Source organism: Streptomyces sp. ISL-36, from assembly GCF_018614205.1.
Lineage (GTDB): Bacteria > Actinomycetota > Actinomycetes > Streptomycetales > Streptomycetaceae > Streptomyces.
This window is the reverse complement of the sequence record NZ_JAGGOS010000019.1, coordinates 89,729-107,494: the sequence shown is the minus strand read 5'-3', so window position 1 is coordinate 107,494 and position 17,766 is coordinate 89,729. Positions and strand designations below refer to the sequence as shown.

Below are 17,766 nucleotides of genomic sequence, written 5' to 3'. Positions count from 1 at the left end.
TGGTCGGGCCACCCGGCCGGGCGGTTATCGTGGGCGCCGTGCGGGTGCTGCTGGTCGAGGACGACGAGGATCTGCGTTTCGGGGTGGCCGCCGCGCTGCGCGCCGCCGGGTTCGCGGTCGACGAGGTCGCGGACCTCCCCCAGGCGGACGAGGCGCTCTTCGTCACGGCCTACGACTGCGTGGTCCTCGACCGGATGCTGCCCTCCGGTGACGCCGCCGCGTACGTCGCCGAAATGCGCAGCGGCGGCGGTGCCGTGCCCGTACTCTTCCTGACGGCCCGTGACACGGTGGCCGACCGGGTCGACGGTTTCGCGAGCGGTGGGGACGACTACCTGGTGAAGCCGTTCGCCGTGGCCGAGCTCGTCGCCCGGGTGCGGAGCCTGTGCCGCAGGGCGGCCGTCGTCCGGCCTCCCGTCCACCGGGTCGCCGACCTCGAGATCGACACCGCGCGGCGGCAGGTCCGCCGCGCCGGTGTCCTGCTGACGCTCACGGGACGGGAGTTCGCCGTCCTCGAGGTCTTGGTGGCCCGCGCCGATCAGGCCGTGTCCCGGGCGGAGCTGATCGAGAGCTGCTGGGACGAGATGGCGGAACCGCGCTCCAACGTGCTGGAGGTGCTGGTCTCCCAGCTCCGCCGCAAACTCGGGGACCCGCCGCTGGTCCTGACCGTACGCGGGGTCGGCTACCGGCTGGCTCCCGGGGAGCGCGGGTGAGAAAACGCCGGGAGCTCACCCCGACCGGCCGGGTGCGCCGGCTGCGCCGGAGGATCACCGCGCTGTTCGCTCTCACCAGTGCCGTGGGGCTGGTCGCGATGGCCGTCTTCGCCGTGCGCAGCGACGACGCGCGGTGGCGCGAGCAGCTCGACCGGTCGATGAACCTCGACACCACCCAGGCGATCAGCCTCCTCACGTACGACGAGGACGACCGGCCCGACACCCGCGATCTCGTCGACGTCATGGACACCGGCTGCCCGCCGCTGACGGTGTTCTCGGTGCCCCGGGACGGGTCCTCGGGTCCCGTCGTCGACTTCGCCCCGGACGAGCCCTGTCTGGCCGGGCGCCCCGCCGACGTCCTGGCGGTGGCCGAGACCGCCGTCCGCCGGGAGGACGTCGTCGCCGTCGACCGGCGCACTGCGGACGGCCGACCGGTCCGGCTCTTCGCCGAGCCCTTCTTCGCTCCGGACGCGGAGGGCGACGAGGGCCGGGACGGAGCCGTGGTCACCGTGTACGAGACGTCGCCGGCACGCGCCGACCACCGTCGCACGACGTGGCTGCTGAGCGTCGGCTGCGCCGTCCTGGTGTGTCTGTCCGCGGCGGTCGGCCATGCGCTGTCCGGAAGGGCGATCCGTCCGGCGTTGGCGGCACTGCGGCAGCAGGAGTCGTTCCTCGCCGACGCGGCGCACGATCTGCGGACTCCGGTCGCCTCGCTGCGGATGCTCGCGGAGACGGCGCTGCGCGGGGAGACGGACGGCACCGACGTGCTGCGCCGGACGATGCGGCTCGCGGACGGCATGGGCGGTCTCGTCGACGGGCTGCTCACCCGGGCGCGGCTGATGACCGGGGTACAGACGCTCGCCCGGGAGCCGCTGCGGCTGGACCAGTTGGTGGAGGCGGTCGTCGCGGACACCCCGTCGGAGGGCCACACGGTGTCGGTCCGGGCCGAGGAGACGGTCGTGGTGGCCGATCCGGACCTGGCGCGCCGGGCCGTGGCGAACCTCCTGGGCAACGCGCTCGCCCACGGCCACGCTCCCGGCGTCGCCGCCGACGTCCGGATCGAGGTGGTCTCCGGGGCGCACGAGGCGACCGTGACGGTCGAGGACGCCGGTCCCGGGCTGCCTCCCGGGGTGGCGGATTCCCTGTTCGAGCGGTTCCGCAGTGGGTCGGGGTCCACCGGGCTCGGGCTCTCCATCGCCTCCTGGGTCGCCCACGCGCACGGCGGGAGCCTCTCCGCCGGCCCGGGCGAGCGCGGCGGCGCCCGCTTCGTGCTGCGCCTGCCCGTCGCGGTCTGACGGCTGCCGCCCTCAGACCCCCTCAGGAAACCCCCCTCAGGAAACCCCCGACGGAGACCCCTCAGGAAAACCTCAGCATCCCCCGGCGATGCTGGGGCGCACCGCACACCCACTGCCAGGAGCATCCCCGTGAAGCGCGCTCTCCGTCGTCGCCATGCCCTCGTCCTGACCCTCGCCGTGCTCGGCTCCCTCTCCGCGTGCACGGCCGCGCCGCATCCGCCGGTGGTTCCGGACGTCCCGGAGGAGTTGCGGTCGTTCTACGGCCAGAAGCTCATGTGGACCGACTGCGGCGAGCTCAGGTGCGCGCGCCTCACCGTGCCCATGGACTACGCGCGTCCGGCGAACGGGCGGACGTTCGTCCTTCCGGTGGTGAAGGCGGCGACGGCCGATCCGGCGCGCCGCATCGGTTCACTGGTCTACAACCCCGGTGGCCCGGGCGAGTCGGGCGTGGCGTTCCTGAAGGAGGACGCGGCCGATTCCTTCGGCGCCGAGGTCCGCGGTCGCTTCGACGTCGTGTCCTTCGACCCTCGGGGTGTGGGCGGCAGCGTGCCCGCACTGACCTGCGGCGACACCGGCGAGGAGGGCACCGCGACGCCCGAGGGGGCGGCTCCGGAGAACCCCTTGCACCCCACGACGCGGGCCGATCGGGCGGCCGTCGTCGCCGGGGCCCGGTCCACCGCGGCGGAGTGCGCCAGGGGCAGCGGCGGCATCCTGCGGCACGTCGGGACCGCGGACGCGGCGCGGGACCTGGACATTTTGCGGGCCGCCCTCGGCGACTCCCGGCTGAGCTATCTCGGCTGGTCGTACGGGACGACCCTGGGCACCTCCTACGCCGAGCAGTTCCCGCACCGGGTCCGCGCGATGGTCCTCGACGGTGCGACGGACCCTTCGCTGGACTGGCGCGGGCGCGTCGAGAGCCAGTCCGCCGGATTCCGCCGGGCGGTCGACGACTACGCCACGCACTGCGCCGACGTCGTGGGCGCCGACGCATGCCCGGGCGCGACCCCGGACGAGATACGGACGTTGATCGACGGCCTCTACGCGCGGGCGTCCCGCGAACCGCTCCCGGCGGACGGAAACGATGCAGGGGTGGACGAGCGGATGCTGTACGACGTGGTGTCGATGGCGATGTACACGCCGGAGGTCCAGTGGGAGGGGCTGTCCCGGGCGCTGGCCGAGGCGGGACGGGGCGACGGTACGAAGATCGCCGCCTTGGCGGAGGCGGAGGACGGGGCGCCCGCCGAGGCGGACGGGAGCGGCGAGGGCGAGACGGCCGACGAGACCGACGAGACCGGGGACACCGAGGAGGGCTCCGGGACCGGCGCCGACGCACGGGACGGGACCGTCGCCGCCGACAACAGCTACGCGGCCTCCCTGGCCGTCGACTGTCTCGACGTACCGCACCCCCGCGACGCCCAGCCGTACTGGGACGCCCTCGCCCCCGCCGAGAAGGCCGCCGGCCTGTACGGCACCGCCGGTGTGGTCGACTCGATGACCTGTATGGCCTGGCCGACCGGCACGCAGAAGCCGCACCGCGTGCGGGCCGAGGGTGTCCCGCCGGTCCTGGTGGTGGGCACCACCGGAGACCCGGCCACCCCGTACGAGGAGGCGAAGAGCCTGGCGTCCCAGTATCCCGGCGGCATGCTCCTGACGTACGAGGGCCTGGGCCACACGGCGTACGGCCGGGCCGGCGCGTGTGTCACCGACGCGGTCGACGACTACCTCGTCGCCCTGAAGCCGGTCCGTCCCGGCGCCACCTGCTGACCGGACAGGGGGTGGACTCCCGTCGGGCAGGGCCGTCGACGCCCCTGCTCCGGCGCGGCCGTCACCCGAACGGCGGCGCTGGGGGCGTGCAAACCCCCCTCCCTCCGGTGCACTGGAGAGGCAACCGTCCGCCGAGCATGGAGACGACCATGTACGAAATGCACGTCGGCCTCGCGGCCCCGGACGGGGTCTTCGTCTGGCACGTCGCCGCCATTGGCACCGCGACCGCCCTCTGTGGTCAGTCCCTCCACGAGGAGCACCTCGAAGAGCGCGAGAGGACCGACCGTCACTGCACACCCTGCATGACCTCGTTCCAGGAGCTGATGAACGACCGGCGTTGAGCAGCGGGCCCGGCCGCACCCCGCCCGGCCGCATCCCAGCCGGTCACACCCCCAGTCGGGCGCGCAGCGCCGAAAGCCTCGGACGCTTCTCGTGGCGTTCACGCGACTGACGGTCGAGCTCCTCCATCAGTCGCCGGCTCCGATGGTCCAGGTCCAACTCGTCGAGGATCCGGTCGATCTCGGCGAGCAGGGCGCCGTGCAACTGCCACTGCCGGGGATCGCTGAGCACGCCCTGCAGCAGCAGGTCCGCCGCGTTGTCCCGGACCGCCCGGGCCGCCTGGAGCTCCCCGGTCAGCCGTTCCTCGGCCGCGTCGGCGTTCGCGGTGACCCGTGTGGTGACCAGAACGGCGAAGCTGACGAGCGTGTCGGCCACATGCGCCAGGAGCTCCTCCAGGGCGAGCGCCGCCTCGCGCGGGAAGAGTTCGTCGTCCTTCCGCTCCTTGGCGAGGTCGGTGAGCGTCCGGGCCAGGACCCGCAGGACGACGGCGCAGATCTCCAGCGTGTCCAGACCGGTGCGCAGCACGATGCGGTGCAGCAGTCCCTCCTTGACCCGCGGGTTGAGCCGGAGGCTGTCCTCGGCCTGGCGCAGGGCCGCGTCCACGTCGGCCACGTCGTTGTCGAGCCGGCGCGCTTCGTGCAGCCGCGCGGCGGCGTGCTCGACGGCGACGGGCGTGGTGAGCTCCTCGCCCATGCGCAGCAGCAGCTGCCGCATGCGCCGGGCCAGGTCCTCGATGGACTCCCCCGCCGTCGAGACCCAGACCGGCGGGACGAGGAGCACGTTGAAGAGCAGGCCGACGACCGCCCCGATGAGCGTCTCGAGGATGCGGTCCCAGGCGGTGTCGGTGACCTGGGTGACACCGAGGACGAGCATCGCGCTGATCGCGACCTCGGGCACGAACTCGTCGACGCGGACGAAGCGGCCCACCACCAGCGAGGCCAGGATGATCAGTCCCAGGCTCCACCAGGTCAGGCCGACCAGGATGCTGAACGCGATCGCGATGAGAACGCCGACGACCACGGAGTTGACCCGGCGGATTCCGGTCGTGAGGGTGGAGTAGAGAGTGACCTGGACGACCAGGAGCGCCGTGAGCGGCGCGGTGAGCGGGGCGACCTCGCTGCTCAGTTGCAGGGCGACGACGTAGGCGATCGTCGCCGCGGCGGTGGAGCGGAGGGTCTGGACGACGGCCGGTTCCCTGCGTCGTGCGAGCAGGCCGGCCAGCGGTCGTCGTAGCGCGCTTCCCATTTCCGCCACGTCGTTACCACGTTCCTTCCCTGTGGGTGTCGCCCTCTCCTGCCCCCTGTCAGGCTTTCGTACCCGATGTCGCTGCCCACGCCGTGGCGGCGCGACCGGGCCGGGTTGCCGGAATGGCGATCTTCCCGGGGGTACGGTGGGATGAGAGCGGTCAAAGCGTCCACGACGGATGGATGACGGTTGTGTCGACCTCAAGCCATGCGATGTTCGGCGCTCCCTGCTGGGTCAGTCTCATGACCCGCGATCTGCGCGCCGCAGAGTCCTTCTACGGTGCCGTCTTCGACTGGGAGTTCCGGCCCACACGGCTGGGCGAGGAGTTCTCCGTCGCCTTCCACGACGGCGCACCGGTCGCCGGGATCGGTGCGCTGGCGCCGCGCCTTGCGGTGGCCGTGGCCTGGACCCCGTACTTCGCCGTCGACGACGCCGACGCCGCCGCGGCGCGCATCCGTGAGCGCAGCGCCACGGTGGCCGTCGGTCCGCTGCGGTTCGGTACGGGCCGCGCGGCGCTCGCCTCCGACCGCGAGGGTGCCGTCTTCGGCATCTGGGAGGGCCGGGTCATCCCCGACTGGAGCGTCGGCAAGGGAGGCGCTCCGGCCTGGCTGGAGCTGCGGACCAGGAACGCCTTCGACGCGGCGATCTTCTATGCCGAGGTGCTGGAGTGGGCCGGTGAGCGGCCGGGCTGCTGCGAGGTCTCCTACGAGGACGACCATGTGGTGCTGAGCCATGCGGGCGCGACCGTCGCCCGGCTCGTCGGCGGCGCCGTGGAGGCGGCCCCCGATCCGCAGGTCCGGCCCCGTTGGCACGTGCACTTCCGGGTGCCCGATGTCGATGTCGCCGTGGAGACGGCCGTCCGTCTCGGCGGGACGACGTCCGCGGCGCCGCACCCGTCGGAGGACGGCCGGTGTGCGACCCTGCGTGATCCGGACGGTGGGCTCTTCACGGTGGCCGACGGCCGGTAGGCGCTGTCCGCGGCGCTCCGGGATCCGGCCGTCGCGGGAGCATACTGGGCCGCATGGGGTGGCCGCCTCCCTCCGTGGACGACCTGAGGGAACGGCTCGGCGCCACGCTCTTCCGCCACGTCGCCGGGCCCTCGGGCGAGCAGACGCGTGCCCGGATCCATGGCACTCCCGGTCCGCGGTGGTTCTCCCCGGACCGCCCGATCCGCACGGTCCACGGCGACGCCTCCATGTTCGCCGGGGGTCTGGCGGCGCTGCTGCTGCAGTCGCTGCATCCGCTGGCCATGGCCGCCGTGGCCGCCCATTCGGGGTTCCGGGGCGATCCGTGGGGGAGGCTGCAGCGGACCAGCACCTTTCTCGCGGTGACGACGTTCGGCACGGCCGACGACGCGCGGCGCGCGGTCGAGCGCGTACGGGCGGTCCATGAGCGGGTGACGGGCACGACGGCCGAAGGGCTGCCGTACCGCGCTTCCGACCCTCATCTGCTGGGCTGGGTGCATGTGGCCGAGGTGGACAGTTTTCTGCGGGCCCATCGGTGCTACGGGGCCGCACCGCTCGACCGGGCGGGCTACGACGGCTATGTGGCGGACGCGGCGCGGATCGCGGACGAGCTCGGTGTGGAGTGCCCGCCCCGTAGCGTGGCCGAGCTCGCGGAGCGCTTGGCGGGGTACCGGGCGGAGCTGAGGGGGACGCCCGACAGCCGGGAGGCCGCCCGGTTCCTGCTGCTGAGTCCCCCGGTCCCGTGGCAGGCGCGCCCACCGTACGCACTGCTCGCCGCGGGCGCGCTGGCGCTGCTGCCGCCCTGGGCCCACGCGCAACTGGGGCTGCCGAACCCGCCCCGGCCGGCGAGGACTGCGGCTCGGGCGGGCGGGCGGCTGGTGACCGGTGCGATCCGCTGGGCGATGGTTCCGCCGCCCCCGGACGGGGTCACTCTCCCGCGTGCGCGGCCCGGCGGATCGTCGCGTCGATGAGGGCCAGCGCCTGTTCGGCGGTACGGCCCGGCGCGCGGTTCCAGGGGCCGATGAGGCCGGTCCAGCCCTGGGCGCGCAGTTCGGTGACGATCCAGGCCGCGGAGCGGTTCATCGTGTCGGCGCTGCCGTGGCCGAGGCGGTGGGCGGTCAGCAGGGCGCCGCAGAGGCAGCGGGCGCCGCGGGCGTCGCGGAGCCGGTACGGCCGGTTCTGCCAGCCCCACTCGACGAGGACGCGGCGGGCGTGGGCGAGGTGGGCGGAGGGGCGCAGGTCGGGCTGACCGATGCGGCGCCAGGCGTGCAGCCGGTCGGGGAGGATCGCGCCGAGCCTGCCGGGGAGCCGGCGCTCGTCGGGCGGGGGTGCGGAGAGTGCGCCGAGGGCGGTGGCCACGAGCTCGTCGACCGGCACCGTGAGCAGGCGGCGCCACTCCTCGGCGGCGGGCGCGGGCGTGTCCCAGCGCCGGACGATCTCCCGCCATGCGGCGGTGTCGTAGAGCTGGGCGGCGGCCCGGTCGACGGTCTCGGGAGTGGCCTCGGGAGCGGTCACGGGGATGGTCGCGCGGCTGGTGTCTCGGACTGTGTCGGGGGCGACGGTCTCCATGGGCGGGTGCTCTCCTCGGTCGGCCGGTCCTCTCGCTGAGTGAATTGTCGGCTCTCTACCGCTATATCTTGAATATCCCGCGCGCAGAACATGGGCGATCCACCCATAAGTTACCTATCGGTATGCCGTGACTTCCCATGCGGGCGGCAGTAGAACTCGTTCCCATTCCCCCCAAGAGTGAGGAGCGCCACGTGGTCTCACGTCGCAGATTCATCACTGGAACAGGTTCTCTTCTCGCCGCCGCGGCATTACCCCTTCGGCCCGCCTCGGCCGCCCCCATCCCGCCGGGGGCCCATGTCCCGGCTCTGATCATCGGCAGCGGCTACGGCGGCTCGGTCACCGCTCTGCGGCTCGCCCAGGCCGGAGTCGACGTCCATCTCGTCGAGATGGGCATGGCCTGGGACAGCCCCGGCACCGACGGCAAGATCTTCGCCAACACGACCAGGCCGGACTACCGGTCGTTCTGGCTGCGGACCAGGACCAAGCAGCCCCTCAGCAACTTCCTCGGCTTCCCGCTCGACAAGGACGTCCCCCGCCACACCGGGATCCTGGACGCCGAGGAGTTCGGCGGGATCACGGTCTACCAGGGCCGCGGCGTCGGAGGCGGTTCGCTGGTCAACGGCGGCATGGCCGTCACACCGCGCCGGGAGAACTTCGGCGCCGTCCTGCCGTCCGTCGACGTGGACGAGATGTACGACGTCTACTACCCGCGCGCCAACGCCGGCCTCGGGGTCACCCACGTCGACCAGGCCTGGTGGGAGAGCGCCCCCTGCTACCAGTACGCACGGGTCGGCCGCAAGCACGCGCAGCGCTCCGGGTTCCCGTTCGTCTTCGTGCCCAATGTGTACGACTGGGAGTACATGAAGCAGGAGGCCGCCGGAGCCGTCCCCAAGTCGGCGCTGGAAGGTGAGGTGATCTACGGCAACAACCACGGCAAGAAGACGCTGCAGAAGACCTATCTCGCCCGGGCCGCGGCCACCGGCAGGGTCACCGTCTCGCCGCTGCACAAGGTGAGGTCGGTCTCCCCGGCAGCGGGTGGCGGCTACACGGTCGCCATCGACCAGCTCGACACCGCGGGGAACACCACCGCCACCAAGACCGTCACCGCGGACAGGGTGTTCTTCGCGGCCGGCAGCGTCGGCACCTCCAAGCTGCTGACCATGCTGAAGGCCACCGGCGCCCTACCGGGCCTGAACAGCGAGATCGGCAAGGGCTGGGGCGACAACGGAAACGTCATGTGCGGCCGCGCCAACCACATGTGGGACGCCACCGGCAAACTGCAGTCGGCCATGCCCACGGCCGGCATCGACAACTGGGCCGCGGGCGGCGCCTTCGCCGAGGTGGCACCGCTGCCCACCGGGATCGAGACCTACGCCTCGTTCTACCTGTCCATCACCAAGAACCCGCACCGCGCCGAGTTCTCCTGGAACGCCGCCGCGGGCCGGGTGGAGCTGAACTGGCAGACCGCCTGGAAGCAGCCCTCCATCGACGCGGCCAGGACCATCTTCGACAAGATCAACGCGAAGGAGGGGACGATCTACCGCACGGACCTGTTCGGTTCCTCCAAGATCTGGGGCGACCACCTCACGTACCACCCGCTCGGCGGTGCGGTGCTGAACCGGGCCACCGACAACTACGGGCGCCTCCACGGCCACCCCGGCCTCTACGTCGTCGACGGCTCGCTGATCCCCGGCAACACCAGCGTCAACCCGTTCGTCACCATCACGGCGCTCGCGGAGCGGAACATCGAGAAGATCATCGCCACCGATCTGTGAGCGGTCACCGCCCGGGCAGGACGCACACGCTGTCGAGCCCGAGCACATGGTTGAGCCGGCCGAACGCCAGCCAGGAACCGATGCTCATGCTGAGCTCCACGATCTCGGCCTGGCTGTAGTGCCCGGTCATCCGCGCCCAGAACTCCTCGTCCAGACCGTGGTGGTCCAGGGCGTACCGCTCGGCGTACTCGGCGGCCAGGCGTGTCCGGTCGTCGAAGGCGTCGGTGGTGCGCCACTCGGTCACCGCGCCGGCGAACGTGTCCTCGACCTTCTCCCCCTCCCGTTCGGTCCGCCAGTCCAGACAGAAGGCGCAGCCGTTGATCTGGGCGATCCGCAGCCGCGCCGCCTCGAACTCGCGCAGACCCAGGGTCGTGTGCTCGTACACCGAGAGCGAGAAGTTGGCGGCGGCCATCCCTATGCCGGGAACCATGTCGCCCCACACGTACCCGATCGGCTCCTGCCCTTCCGGGATGTCGATGATCACGACGGTCTCCTTCCGATTCTGCCGACTGCCGGGCGCAGCGGGACGTCGAGCGCGTCGTAGAGGCCGGGTTCCGCCTCCACGAGCCAGTCGATGGCGTTCACGAGTCTGCCGACGGCGGTGGCGTTGCCGCCCGCGGAGCGGTTCTCGCCCTCGTCCGTCGCCTCGACCGTGACCTCGATCCGCGGGCGGCCCTCGATGATCACCCGGTGCGCCCCGGCGCCGTCGGGCGGGTTCGGCCAGTCCGGGGCACAGGAGGGGTGGATGCGGGTGATGTGCTCGACGACGATGCGGGGCTCGCCCCCGACGAGGCCCCGCACCTCGAAGCGGACGGCGCCCTGGGTGCCGGCCTCGAAGACGCCCATCGTCCGGGTGGTGACGGTGGTGTCGAGCGGGCGGCGCTCCAGCGTCTCGTGGATCTCGTCGAGCTCGACGCCCAGCGCCCTGGCCATGAGCCGTATCTGTCCGCCCCACACCATGGTGGGCACGGACGGGGCGAGCATCGGCGGTTCGTACTCCATCGGATGCCCCATGCCGACCAGGTGACGGACGGAGTCCTCCTGCTCGTACGTGGAGTAGTCGAAGATCTCCTGGCAGCGGACCGCTTCCACGGTGGTGCCGAGCCCGCTGATCAGCAGCGGCAGCACGTCGTTGCCCCAGCCGGGGTCGACGCCGGAGACGAAGAGCGAGCCACCGCCCTCGGCGACGGCGGTGCGCACCGGGTCCCTGAACTCCGGCGGGGCGTTCCGCTGGTCGTAGAGCGGATACAGCGCGGGGGTGACGACCACGGCGCCGGTGCGGACCGCCGCGGTGACGTCCGCGAGCGCCTCGTCCGGGCGGATGTCCCCGGAGGCGGCGTACACCAGCGCGCGGGGGCGGGCGGCCAGGACGCTTGCGGTGTCGCGGGTCGCGGCGACGCCGAGGACGCGGTCGAGGCCGGCGAGCTCGCCTGCGTCACGACCGTCCTTGGCCGGATCGTGGACCAGTACGGCGGCGAGTTCCAGCGCCGGGTGGGCGTCGACCGCCCGAATGGCGGCGCGCCCGACGTTCCCGGTGCCCCAGACAACCGTCGGTATCATGTGCGGAGACTAACCTGACGGGCCGTCAGTTCCTAGAGGCGTGCACGTACCCGCCGCACCACGCGCGGCACCGGACCGACGCGATCCGGGCCACGAGAACGCGGCTACGCTCCGTCACCGAGCGCGGTGCGTCGGCCCTGACTAGCGTGGCACTCGGAAACCCCCATCGAGACCACCATCGATCGGAAGAGAGTCACCGTCATGGCCGCACGACCTGAAGGAACGCCGGTCTGGACCGACGCGATGTTCACCGACGTCGAGGGAGCCAAGAAGTTCTACGGCGAGGTGCTGGGCTGGACCTTCGGCGAGTCCTCCTCGGAATTCGGCAACTACACCCAGGCCTACCGGAACGGGAAGGCGGTCGCGGCCGTCGTCCCGCCGATGCCCGGCCAGGACGACCCGAAGTCGGCCTGGTGTCTGTACTTCTCGTCACCGAACGTGGCCGCTACAGCGGAGAAGATCAAGGACAACGGCGGCACACTGCTCATGGACCCGATGCAGGTCGGTGACTTCGGCTCCATGTGCCTCGCCCAGGACCCGACCGGCGTCCTCTTCGGCGTCTGGCAGCCCGGCGTCCACGAAGGCTTCGACGTCGAGGGCGAGCCGGGCTCCTACGCCTGGGCCGAGGTCTTCACCCGCGAGCCGGCGAAGTCCGACTCCTTCCTCACCTCGGTCTTCGGCTACAACGCGAAGAAGATGGTGGACGACCACGTCGACTACAAGGTCTTCGACCTGGGCGGCGAGAGGCCGGTCCTCGGCCGGATGACGATGACGCCGGAGGACTTCCCCGCGGAGATCCCGCCGTACATCCAGATCTACTTCGCCGTCGACAACTGCGACCGGGCGATCGAGAAGGCGGAGAAGCTGGGCGGGCAGAAGGTCTTCGGTCCGATGGACAGCCCGTTCGGCCGCTTCGCGGCCCTCCTCGACCCGCAGGGCGCGGCCTTCGCCGTCATCGACATGTCGACCACCGAGGGCGAGATGCCCGAGATGGTCTGAGGCGCGAGACGGCGAAGCCCGGGGCCGGTCGCGGCCCCGGGCTTCGCCGCGTCCCGGGAGAGCAGCCCGTCGGCCGGCGAGAGCTCCGGCACGGTGGAGGGGGAACGTCAGCGTCAGGGCTTGAGGCTGCTCACCACGTTCGCGGTGGCGGCGACCCCGTTCTGGATGGTCGGCGCCATGCTCGTGCCGGCGAGGAAGAAGCCGAGCAGAGCACAGACCAGCGCGTGGGAGAGCTTCAGGCCACCGCTGCGGAGGAAGATCACCGCCAGGACGAGCAGAAGCAGTACGACAGAAATGGATACGGCCATCGCCCACACCCTCCTTGCGCCGCGCCGGAAATCGCGGCGTTCGGCGGCCAGTGTGGCGCAGCGTGGGCGCCGTACGGCCGTACGGCATGGCTGCCGAACGGGTGACGTTTCGCCGTCAGGGGTTCGCGGAGTCGCTCCCGGTCTTCCCCGCGATGTCGGCCCAGTCGACGGTGCGGTCGCACCAGCGCTCCAGCAGGACGCGGTCGTGACCGACGGCGAGGAGACTCGCGTCCGCGTCCGCGCGGTAGGACTCCACCGCCGTGACCAGGGCGGCGGTGGTGGAGGCGTCGAGCATGGCCGTCATCTCGTCGCAGACCAGCAGGCGTGGGCGGAGCACCAGGGCCCGTGCCAGGCAGGCCCGTTGGAGCTGGCCGTCGCTGACCTCGTGGGGCCGGCGGGCGAGGAGGTCGTCGGTGAGGCCCACCGCCGGGGCGAGTTCGGCCAGGCGGCCTGGGATCTCGGTGCGGCGGCCGGCGGCCCGCAGCGGCTCGGCGATCAGGTCGCGCAGGCGCAGGCGCGGGTCGGCGGACAGGCGGGGCTGCTGGAAGACCACGCCGACGGTGGTCCGCAGTGTGCGCGGCGCGCGGTGGCGCCAGGCCCGTACCTCTGCTCCGTCGAGGGTGACGCGCCCCGCGTCGGGCCGGTGGAGCAGCGCGGCGACCCGGGCGAGCGTGGACTTGCCGCAGCCGCTGGGCCCGAGGAGGCCGACCGACTCACCGGAGGCGACGGTGAGCGACGCGCCGGTGACGACGGGGGTGCGCCGGTCGTAGCCGGCGGTGACGGCGTGGAGCTCAAGCACGGGGGACCTCCGGGTGATGACAGGCCACTCCCGCCAGCGGCTCCGGAAGGCTGTCGCAGGCCTCGGTGGCCCGTGCGCACCGCGGTGCGAAGGCGCAGCCCTGCGGCAGGTCGGTGAGCTCGGGCGGCATTCCGGGGATGGGGACGAACTCCCGGTCGGGCAGGGCGTTCAGGAGGCCCCGGGCGTAGGGGTGGCGTGGGCCCTGCCCGGCGAAGAAGCGGTGGGCGGCGGTGGTCTCGACGATGCGGCCCGCGTACATCACGACGACCCGGTCGGCGATGCGTTCCGCGGCGACCAGGTCGTGGGTGATCAGCAGCAGGGCCCGGCCTTCGTCGACGTGGCGGCGCAGCTCGTCGGCCGTTCGCTCGACGAGGTCGCGGTCGAGGCCGGTGGTGGGTTCGTCGGCGAGCAGCAGCGGGGCGTCGCCGATCAGGGCGAGCGCGGTCGCGGCGCGCTGGGCGAGGCCGCCGGAGAGCTCGTGCGGGTACCGGTCGAGGTGGTCGGCGGGGAACGCGGCCCGCGCGGCGGCCGCCTCGGCCGCCGCGCGCCGCTCCCGCCTCGGGACGCCGGTCAGCTCGCGGGCGCTCTCCTCCAGTTGGGAGCGCACCGTACGGACGGGGGTGAGGTGGGCGGCGGGGCTCTGCGGTACGAGGCCGACGCGCCGTCCCCGTACCGTACGGGCCAGGGTCCGCTCGTCGGCGGCGAGCAGGTCGATGCCGTCGAGGGTCGCCGTGCCGGTGGTCTCGGCGTTGCCGGGAAGGAGCCCGAGGAGGGCGGAGGCGAGGACGGACTTGCCGCAGCCGCTCTCGCCGACGAGGGCGAGGCACTCCCCCGCCGCCAGGTCGAAGTCGGCGTCGGTGACGGCGGCGACCTGCCGGCCGCCGCGCATCCGGAAGCGGACGGTGAGGCCGCGCACGCTCAGCACGGCGCCGTCGGCGCGCTCGGCGGTGACCGCCTCCAGCGCCCGCAGGACTCGGGTGTTCACAGCATCAGCTCCGATCGGCGGCGCGGATCGAGCCGGTCCCGCCACACTCCGGCGAGCCCCGCGACGGCGAGGGTCGGCACGATGAGGAAGAGGCCGGGGAAGAGCGTCGGCCACCAGTCACCGGCGAGCAGGGAGGAGCGGGCGGACTGCACCAGGTTGCCGAGGCTGGCCTGGTGGCTGGGGAGGCCGAGGCCGAGGAAGGAGAGGGCGGACTCGTGCCACATGGCGTGCGGGACCATCAGCACGGCGGCGAGGCCTGCCTGCGGCAGTACGGCGGGCAGCAGATGGCGTACGGTCACCCGCCACCGTGACGCTCCGCCGGAGATCGCCGCGTCGATGTAGGGGCGCGAGCGCAGCGAGAGCACCTCGGAGCGGACGATCCGCGCGGTCGACAGCCAGTGGGTGAGGGCGACGGAGACGATCACCGGCCAGACGCCGGGCCGGAACATGGCGACGATGAAGATGCCGAGCAGCAGGTGCGGTACGGAGGAGAAGGCGTCGACGATCCGCATCACGACCCGGTCGGTCCAGCCGCCCAGCGAGGCGGCCGCGGCGCCGACGGCGGTACCGATGACGGTGGCGACGAGCGCGGCGACGAGACCGACGAGGAGGGAGATCCGCAGCCCGTGGACACAGCGGAGCAGCAGGTCGCGGCCGACGTCGTCGGTGCCGAAGGGGTGTTCCCAGGAGGGCGGCAGGAGTTTGCGGGAGAGGTCGACGGCCTGTTCGTCGAGCTGGACGAGCGGGGGGACGAGCAGGACGGCGAGGACGACCGCGCCGACGATCAGTGCGGAGGTCCACAGGCGTACGCGCCGGGCCCGACGGTCAGCCATCGAAGCCCACCCGGGGGTCGGCGAGCCCGTACAGCAGGTCGGAGAGGAGGTTGCCGAGGAGGACCGCGGCGGTGGCGAGCACGGTGAGCGCGGCGAGCAGCGGGAAGTCGACGGAGGTGGCGGCCTGGACGGTCGCCGCGGCGATGCCGGGCCAGCTGAAGACGGTCTCCACGAGGAGGGCTCCGGTGATGAGTTCGGGCACGCGCGAGCCGACGAGGGTGAGCATGGGCAGCATTCCTGAGCGCAGGGCGTGGCCGAGCAGGACGGTGCGTTCCCGCAGGCCGCGTGCCCGGGCCCCGCGTACGGGGTCCTCTTCGAGGGCGTCGCCGACGCCCTGTCTGACGTACAGGAAGAACCACGGCAGTTGGGAGATGCCGAGGACGAGGGCGGGCAGCACGAGGTGGCCGGCGACCTGGTCGAAGGTGACGGTGTCGCTGGCGGTGTCGGTGAGTCCGCCGGCCGGGAGTGCGCCGAGTCTCAGTGCGAAGAACCAGATGGCGAGCAGGCCGAGCCAGAAGGCGGGGGCGGCTTCCAGGGTGTACGCGGCGGAGCTGACCGTGCGGTCGAGCAGGCCGCCGCGGCGGCGGCCGGCGAGGACGCCGAGCGCGGTGCCGAGCAGGATGGCGACGAGGAAGGCGGTGGTGGCGAGGAGCGCGGACCACCCGATCCGCTCGGTGATGACGTCGACGACGGGCCGGCGCATGACGCTGGAGTCGCCGAGGTCGCCGTGGAGGGCGGCGGTGAGCCAGTCCCACCAGCGGGTGACGAGGGGCCGGTCGACGCCGAGGTTGGCGCGGAGCTGGTCGAGGTTCTCCTGCGAGGCGGTGAGGCCGGCGGTGCCGGCGTAGGCCTTGACGGGGTCGAAGGGGGAGGCCGCGGCGACGGCGAAGACCGCGAAGGTGACGGCGAGGAGGACGGGGACGGCGGACAGGGCCCGCCGTCCCGTCATCCGGGCCATGGCCCCCCAGGGGAGGCGTCGGCTCACTTCTTCGCGCCCTTGGGGGTCCAGCGCTCGACGTTCCACCAGGGGCCGGCGGCGAGGCCGTGGTCGTGCGGTTCGGTCTGGGTGGACAGGCCGTCCCAGCGGTCGTTCACGACGTACAGGTGGTCGATGTGGGTGAGGAAGGTGTAGCCGGGGTTCTTCACCAGCTCGCGCTGGACGGTGTCGTACGCGGCCCGCCGCTCGGCGGTGTCGTTCGTGCGGCGGCCGTCCTCCAGGGCCTTGTCGACGGTCTTGTTGTCGTACCGGGCCATGTTGTTGAAGCCGTCGCCGCCGAGGCTGGACTTCAGGAGCAGGTACTGGTCGAAGTCGGGGTCGCCGGGCGAGCCGCCGCCGGCGAGGACGGCGTCGGTCTTCATCCGCGGCTCGATGACCTCCCAGGTGCCGCCCTGGGTCGTGACGGCGATGCCGGCCTTCTTGGCGTCGGAGGCGTAGGCGAGGGCATGGTCCTGGCGGAGTTTGTCCCCGGAGAGGTACCAGAGCGGGAACTCGGCCCGTACGCCGTTCTTCACGCGTACGCCGTCGGGGCCGGGCTTCCAGCCGGCCTCGTCGAGGATCTTCTTGGCGCCGTCGAGGTCGTGGCGGCGCTCGGTGCCCTTGGCGAACCACTCGCTGTCGGTCGGGACGGGTCCGTAGGCGGGCTTGCCGCCGCCTTCGAGGATCTTGTCGACCATGGCCTGGCGGTCGACGGCGATGTCGAGGGCGCGGCGGACGGCGGTGTCGCCGGTGACGGGGTGGTGGGTCGGGAGGGTGACGGTCCGGTAGTCGTAGGTGGTGGCCGTGTACGTCGTCCTGGCCGGGTCGTTCTTGAATCCGGCGGCGAGGTTGGGCGGCAGGATCGCGCCGTCGAGGTCGCCGGCGCGCAGCCGGGTGGCGCGGACGTCGTCGTCCTTGATGATCGCCATGGTGAACTTCTTCACCTTCGGCGCTCCGCCCCAGTAGGTGGGGTTGGCCTTGAAGGTGAGCTTCTCGCCGTGGGACCAGTCGGTGAGGACGTACGGTCCGGTGCCGACGGGGTGGGTGGTGAAGGCGCCGGTGTTGACGTCCTGCTTCGCCGCGATGTGCTCGGGGGCGATGGCGAGTACGGTCCGCTCGGCGAAGGGGGCGTAGGGGTACTTCAGGGTGAAGACGACGGTGTCCTCGCCGACGGCCTTGACGTCCTTGAGGGCGTCGAGCTCGGTCCTGGAGGGGTTGTTGGTCTTCGGGTCGAGCACCGCCCGGTAGGTGAAGACGACGTCCTTGGCCGAGAAGGGCTTTCCGTCGCTGAACGTCACGCCCTTGCGGAGCTTGTAGGTGTACGTCAGTCCTTCCGCGCTCACCTGCGGGAGCGCCACGGCGAGGGCGGGCTGGAGCTTCATGGAGCCGTCGAAGGCGAGCAGCCCGTCGAAGATCTTGGAGTTGCCGTCCTTGCCGTAGCCGAGGAGGGGGCTGAGGCTGTCGGGCTCGTAGGCGATGCCGACGACCGCGGAGTCCTCGCGTCCGCCGGAGCCCGCGGCGGACCCGCCCGGATTCGAGCAGGCCGCCGCTGTCAGGGCCAGGGCTCCGGCCAGCGTCGCGGCGGCCGCGCCGCGTATGGATCGGGCGGTCATCGTGTCCACACCCCTCTTGAAGATCAACCGT

The 17,766-nt window shown here is 72.3% G+C and carries 18 protein-coding genes; 8 read left to right on the top strand and 10 right to left on the bottom strand.

Annotation, left to right across the window (positions count from 1 at the left end; genetic code table 11):
* Nucleotides 1-44: 44 nt before the first annotated feature.
* From J7E93_RS05240 to J7E93_RS05225, 4 genes are all read left to right on the top strand, one after another.
* Nucleotides 45-710 carry a response regulator transcription factor gene (locus J7E93_RS05240; RefSeq protein ID WP_215066122.1) on the top strand — a complete coding sequence of 222 codons (666 nt, stop codon included), beginning with the start codon at nt 45-47 and terminating at the stop codon, nt 708-710.
* The gene (locus J7E93_RS05235) at nt 707-2,005 is read left to right on the top strand and encodes a HAMP domain-containing sensor histidine kinase (protein ID WP_308367819.1); all 1,299 of its coding nucleotides are present in this window, start codon (nt 707-709) and stop codon (nt 2,003-2,005) included. The genes J7E93_RS05240 and J7E93_RS05235 overlap by 4 nt, the downstream gene beginning before the upstream one ends.
* Nucleotides 2,006-2,134: 129 nt before the next feature.
* Complete coding sequence (locus J7E93_RS05230) at nt 2,135-3,769, top strand: alpha/beta hydrolase (RefSeq protein ID WP_215066050.1); 1,635 nt, start codon at nt 2,135-2,137, stop codon at nt 3,767-3,769.
* Between the two features lie 149 nt (nt 3,770-3,918).
* Nucleotides 3,919-4,110, top strand: coding sequence for a hypothetical protein (locus tag J7E93_RS05225; RefSeq protein WP_215066049.1), 192 nt, complete (start codon nt 3,919-3,921; stop codon nt 4,108-4,110).
* Nucleotides 4,111-4,153: 43 nt separating this feature from the next.
* Here J7E93_RS05225 and J7E93_RS05220 read toward each other — a convergent pair whose 3' ends face one another.
* A complete protein-coding gene (locus J7E93_RS05220) occupies nt 4,154-5,353 on the bottom strand; it encodes an aromatic acid exporter family protein (protein ID WP_215066120.1) in 1,200 nt (399 codons plus the stop codon).
* A 242-nt stretch (nt 5,354-5,595) separates the two neighbouring features.
* On the opposite strand from J7E93_RS05220, the gene J7E93_RS05215 reads away from it, so the two are divergent.
* Both J7E93_RS05215 and J7E93_RS05210 read left to right on the top strand, forming a co-directional pair.
* A complete protein-coding gene (locus J7E93_RS05215) occupies nt 5,596-6,321 on the top strand; it encodes a VOC family protein (RefSeq protein WP_215066048.1) in 726 nt (241 codons plus the stop codon).
* A gap of 53 nt (nt 6,322-6,374) precedes the next feature.
* Nucleotides 6,375-7,289 (top strand): oxygenase MpaB family protein, encoded by a 915-nt coding sequence (locus J7E93_RS05210; protein ID WP_215066047.1) that lies wholly within the window; start codon nt 6,375-6,377, stop codon nt 7,287-7,289.
* Here the strand turns inward: J7E93_RS05210 and J7E93_RS05205 are convergent.
* Nucleotides 7,246-7,887: a hypothetical protein gene (locus tag J7E93_RS05205; protein WP_251066057.1), complete on the bottom strand. Its 642-nt coding sequence runs from the start codon at nt 7,885-7,887 to the stop codon at nt 7,246-7,248. The genes J7E93_RS05210 and J7E93_RS05205 overlap by 44 nt on opposite strands.
* Before the next feature lie 137 nt (nt 7,888-8,024).
* On the opposite strand from J7E93_RS05205, the gene J7E93_RS05200 reads away from it, so the two are divergent.
* Nucleotides 8,025-9,662: a GMC oxidoreductase gene (locus tag J7E93_RS05200; protein WP_215066046.1), complete on the top strand. Its 1,638-nt coding sequence runs from the start codon at nt 8,025-8,027 to the stop codon at nt 9,660-9,662.
* A gap of 4 nt (nt 9,663-9,666) precedes the next feature.
* On the opposite strand, the gene J7E93_RS05195 is transcribed toward J7E93_RS05200, so the two are convergent.
* On the bottom strand, nt 9,667-10,146 hold the full coding sequence (locus J7E93_RS05195; RefSeq protein ID WP_215066045.1) for a carboxymuconolactone decarboxylase family protein: 480 nt from the start codon (nt 10,144-10,146) through the stop codon (nt 9,667-9,669).
* Nucleotides 10,143-11,222, bottom strand: coding sequence for a dihydrodipicolinate reductase (locus J7E93_RS05190; protein ID WP_215066044.1), 1,080 nt, complete (start codon nt 11,220-11,222; stop codon nt 10,143-10,145). The genes J7E93_RS05195 and J7E93_RS05190 overlap by 4 nt, the downstream gene beginning before the upstream one ends.
* A 201-nt stretch (nt 11,223-11,423) precedes the next feature.
* On the opposite strand from J7E93_RS05190, the gene J7E93_RS05185 reads away from it, so the two are divergent.
* Nucleotides 11,424-12,221, top strand: coding sequence for a VOC family protein (locus tag J7E93_RS05185; RefSeq protein ID WP_215066043.1), 798 nt, complete (start codon nt 11,424-11,426; stop codon nt 12,219-12,221).
* Nucleotides 12,222-12,334: 113 nt separating this feature from the next.
* Here the strand turns inward: J7E93_RS05185 and J7E93_RS05180 are convergent, their stop codons facing one another.
* The 6 genes from J7E93_RS05180 to J7E93_RS05155 form a co-directional block, all read right to left on the bottom strand.
* Nucleotides 12,335-12,529, bottom strand: a complete 195-nt coding sequence (locus J7E93_RS05180; RefSeq protein WP_215066042.1) for a hypothetical protein — start codon at nt 12,527-12,529, stop codon at nt 12,335-12,337.
* 115 nt (nt 12,530-12,644) lie between these two features.
* Nucleotides 12,645-13,328, bottom strand: a complete 684-nt coding sequence (locus J7E93_RS05175; RefSeq protein ID WP_215066041.1) for an ABC transporter ATP-binding protein — start codon at nt 13,326-13,328, stop codon at nt 12,645-12,647.
* A complete protein-coding gene (locus J7E93_RS05170) occupies nt 13,321-14,217 on the bottom strand; it encodes an ABC transporter ATP-binding protein (RefSeq protein ID WP_215066118.1) in 897 nt (298 codons plus the stop codon). The genes J7E93_RS05175 and J7E93_RS05170 overlap by 8 nt, the downstream gene beginning before the upstream one ends.
* A gap of 92 nt (nt 14,218-14,309) precedes the next feature.
* Complete coding sequence (locus J7E93_RS05165) at nt 14,310-15,146, bottom strand: ABC transporter permease (protein WP_215066040.1); 837 nt, start codon at nt 15,144-15,146, stop codon at nt 14,310-14,312.
* Nucleotides 15,139-16,104, bottom strand: coding sequence for an ABC transporter permease (locus J7E93_RS05160; RefSeq protein WP_251066056.1), 966 nt, complete (start codon nt 16,102-16,104; stop codon nt 15,139-15,141). The genes J7E93_RS05165 and J7E93_RS05160 overlap by 8 nt, the downstream gene beginning before the upstream one ends.
* A gap of 23 nt (nt 16,105-16,127) precedes the next feature.
* Nucleotides 16,128-17,735, bottom strand: a complete 1,608-nt coding sequence (locus J7E93_RS05155) for an ABC transporter substrate-binding protein (protein ID WP_215066038.1) — start codon at nt 17,733-17,735, stop codon at nt 16,128-16,130.
* Between the last annotated feature and the right edge of the window lie 31 nt (nt 17,736-17,766).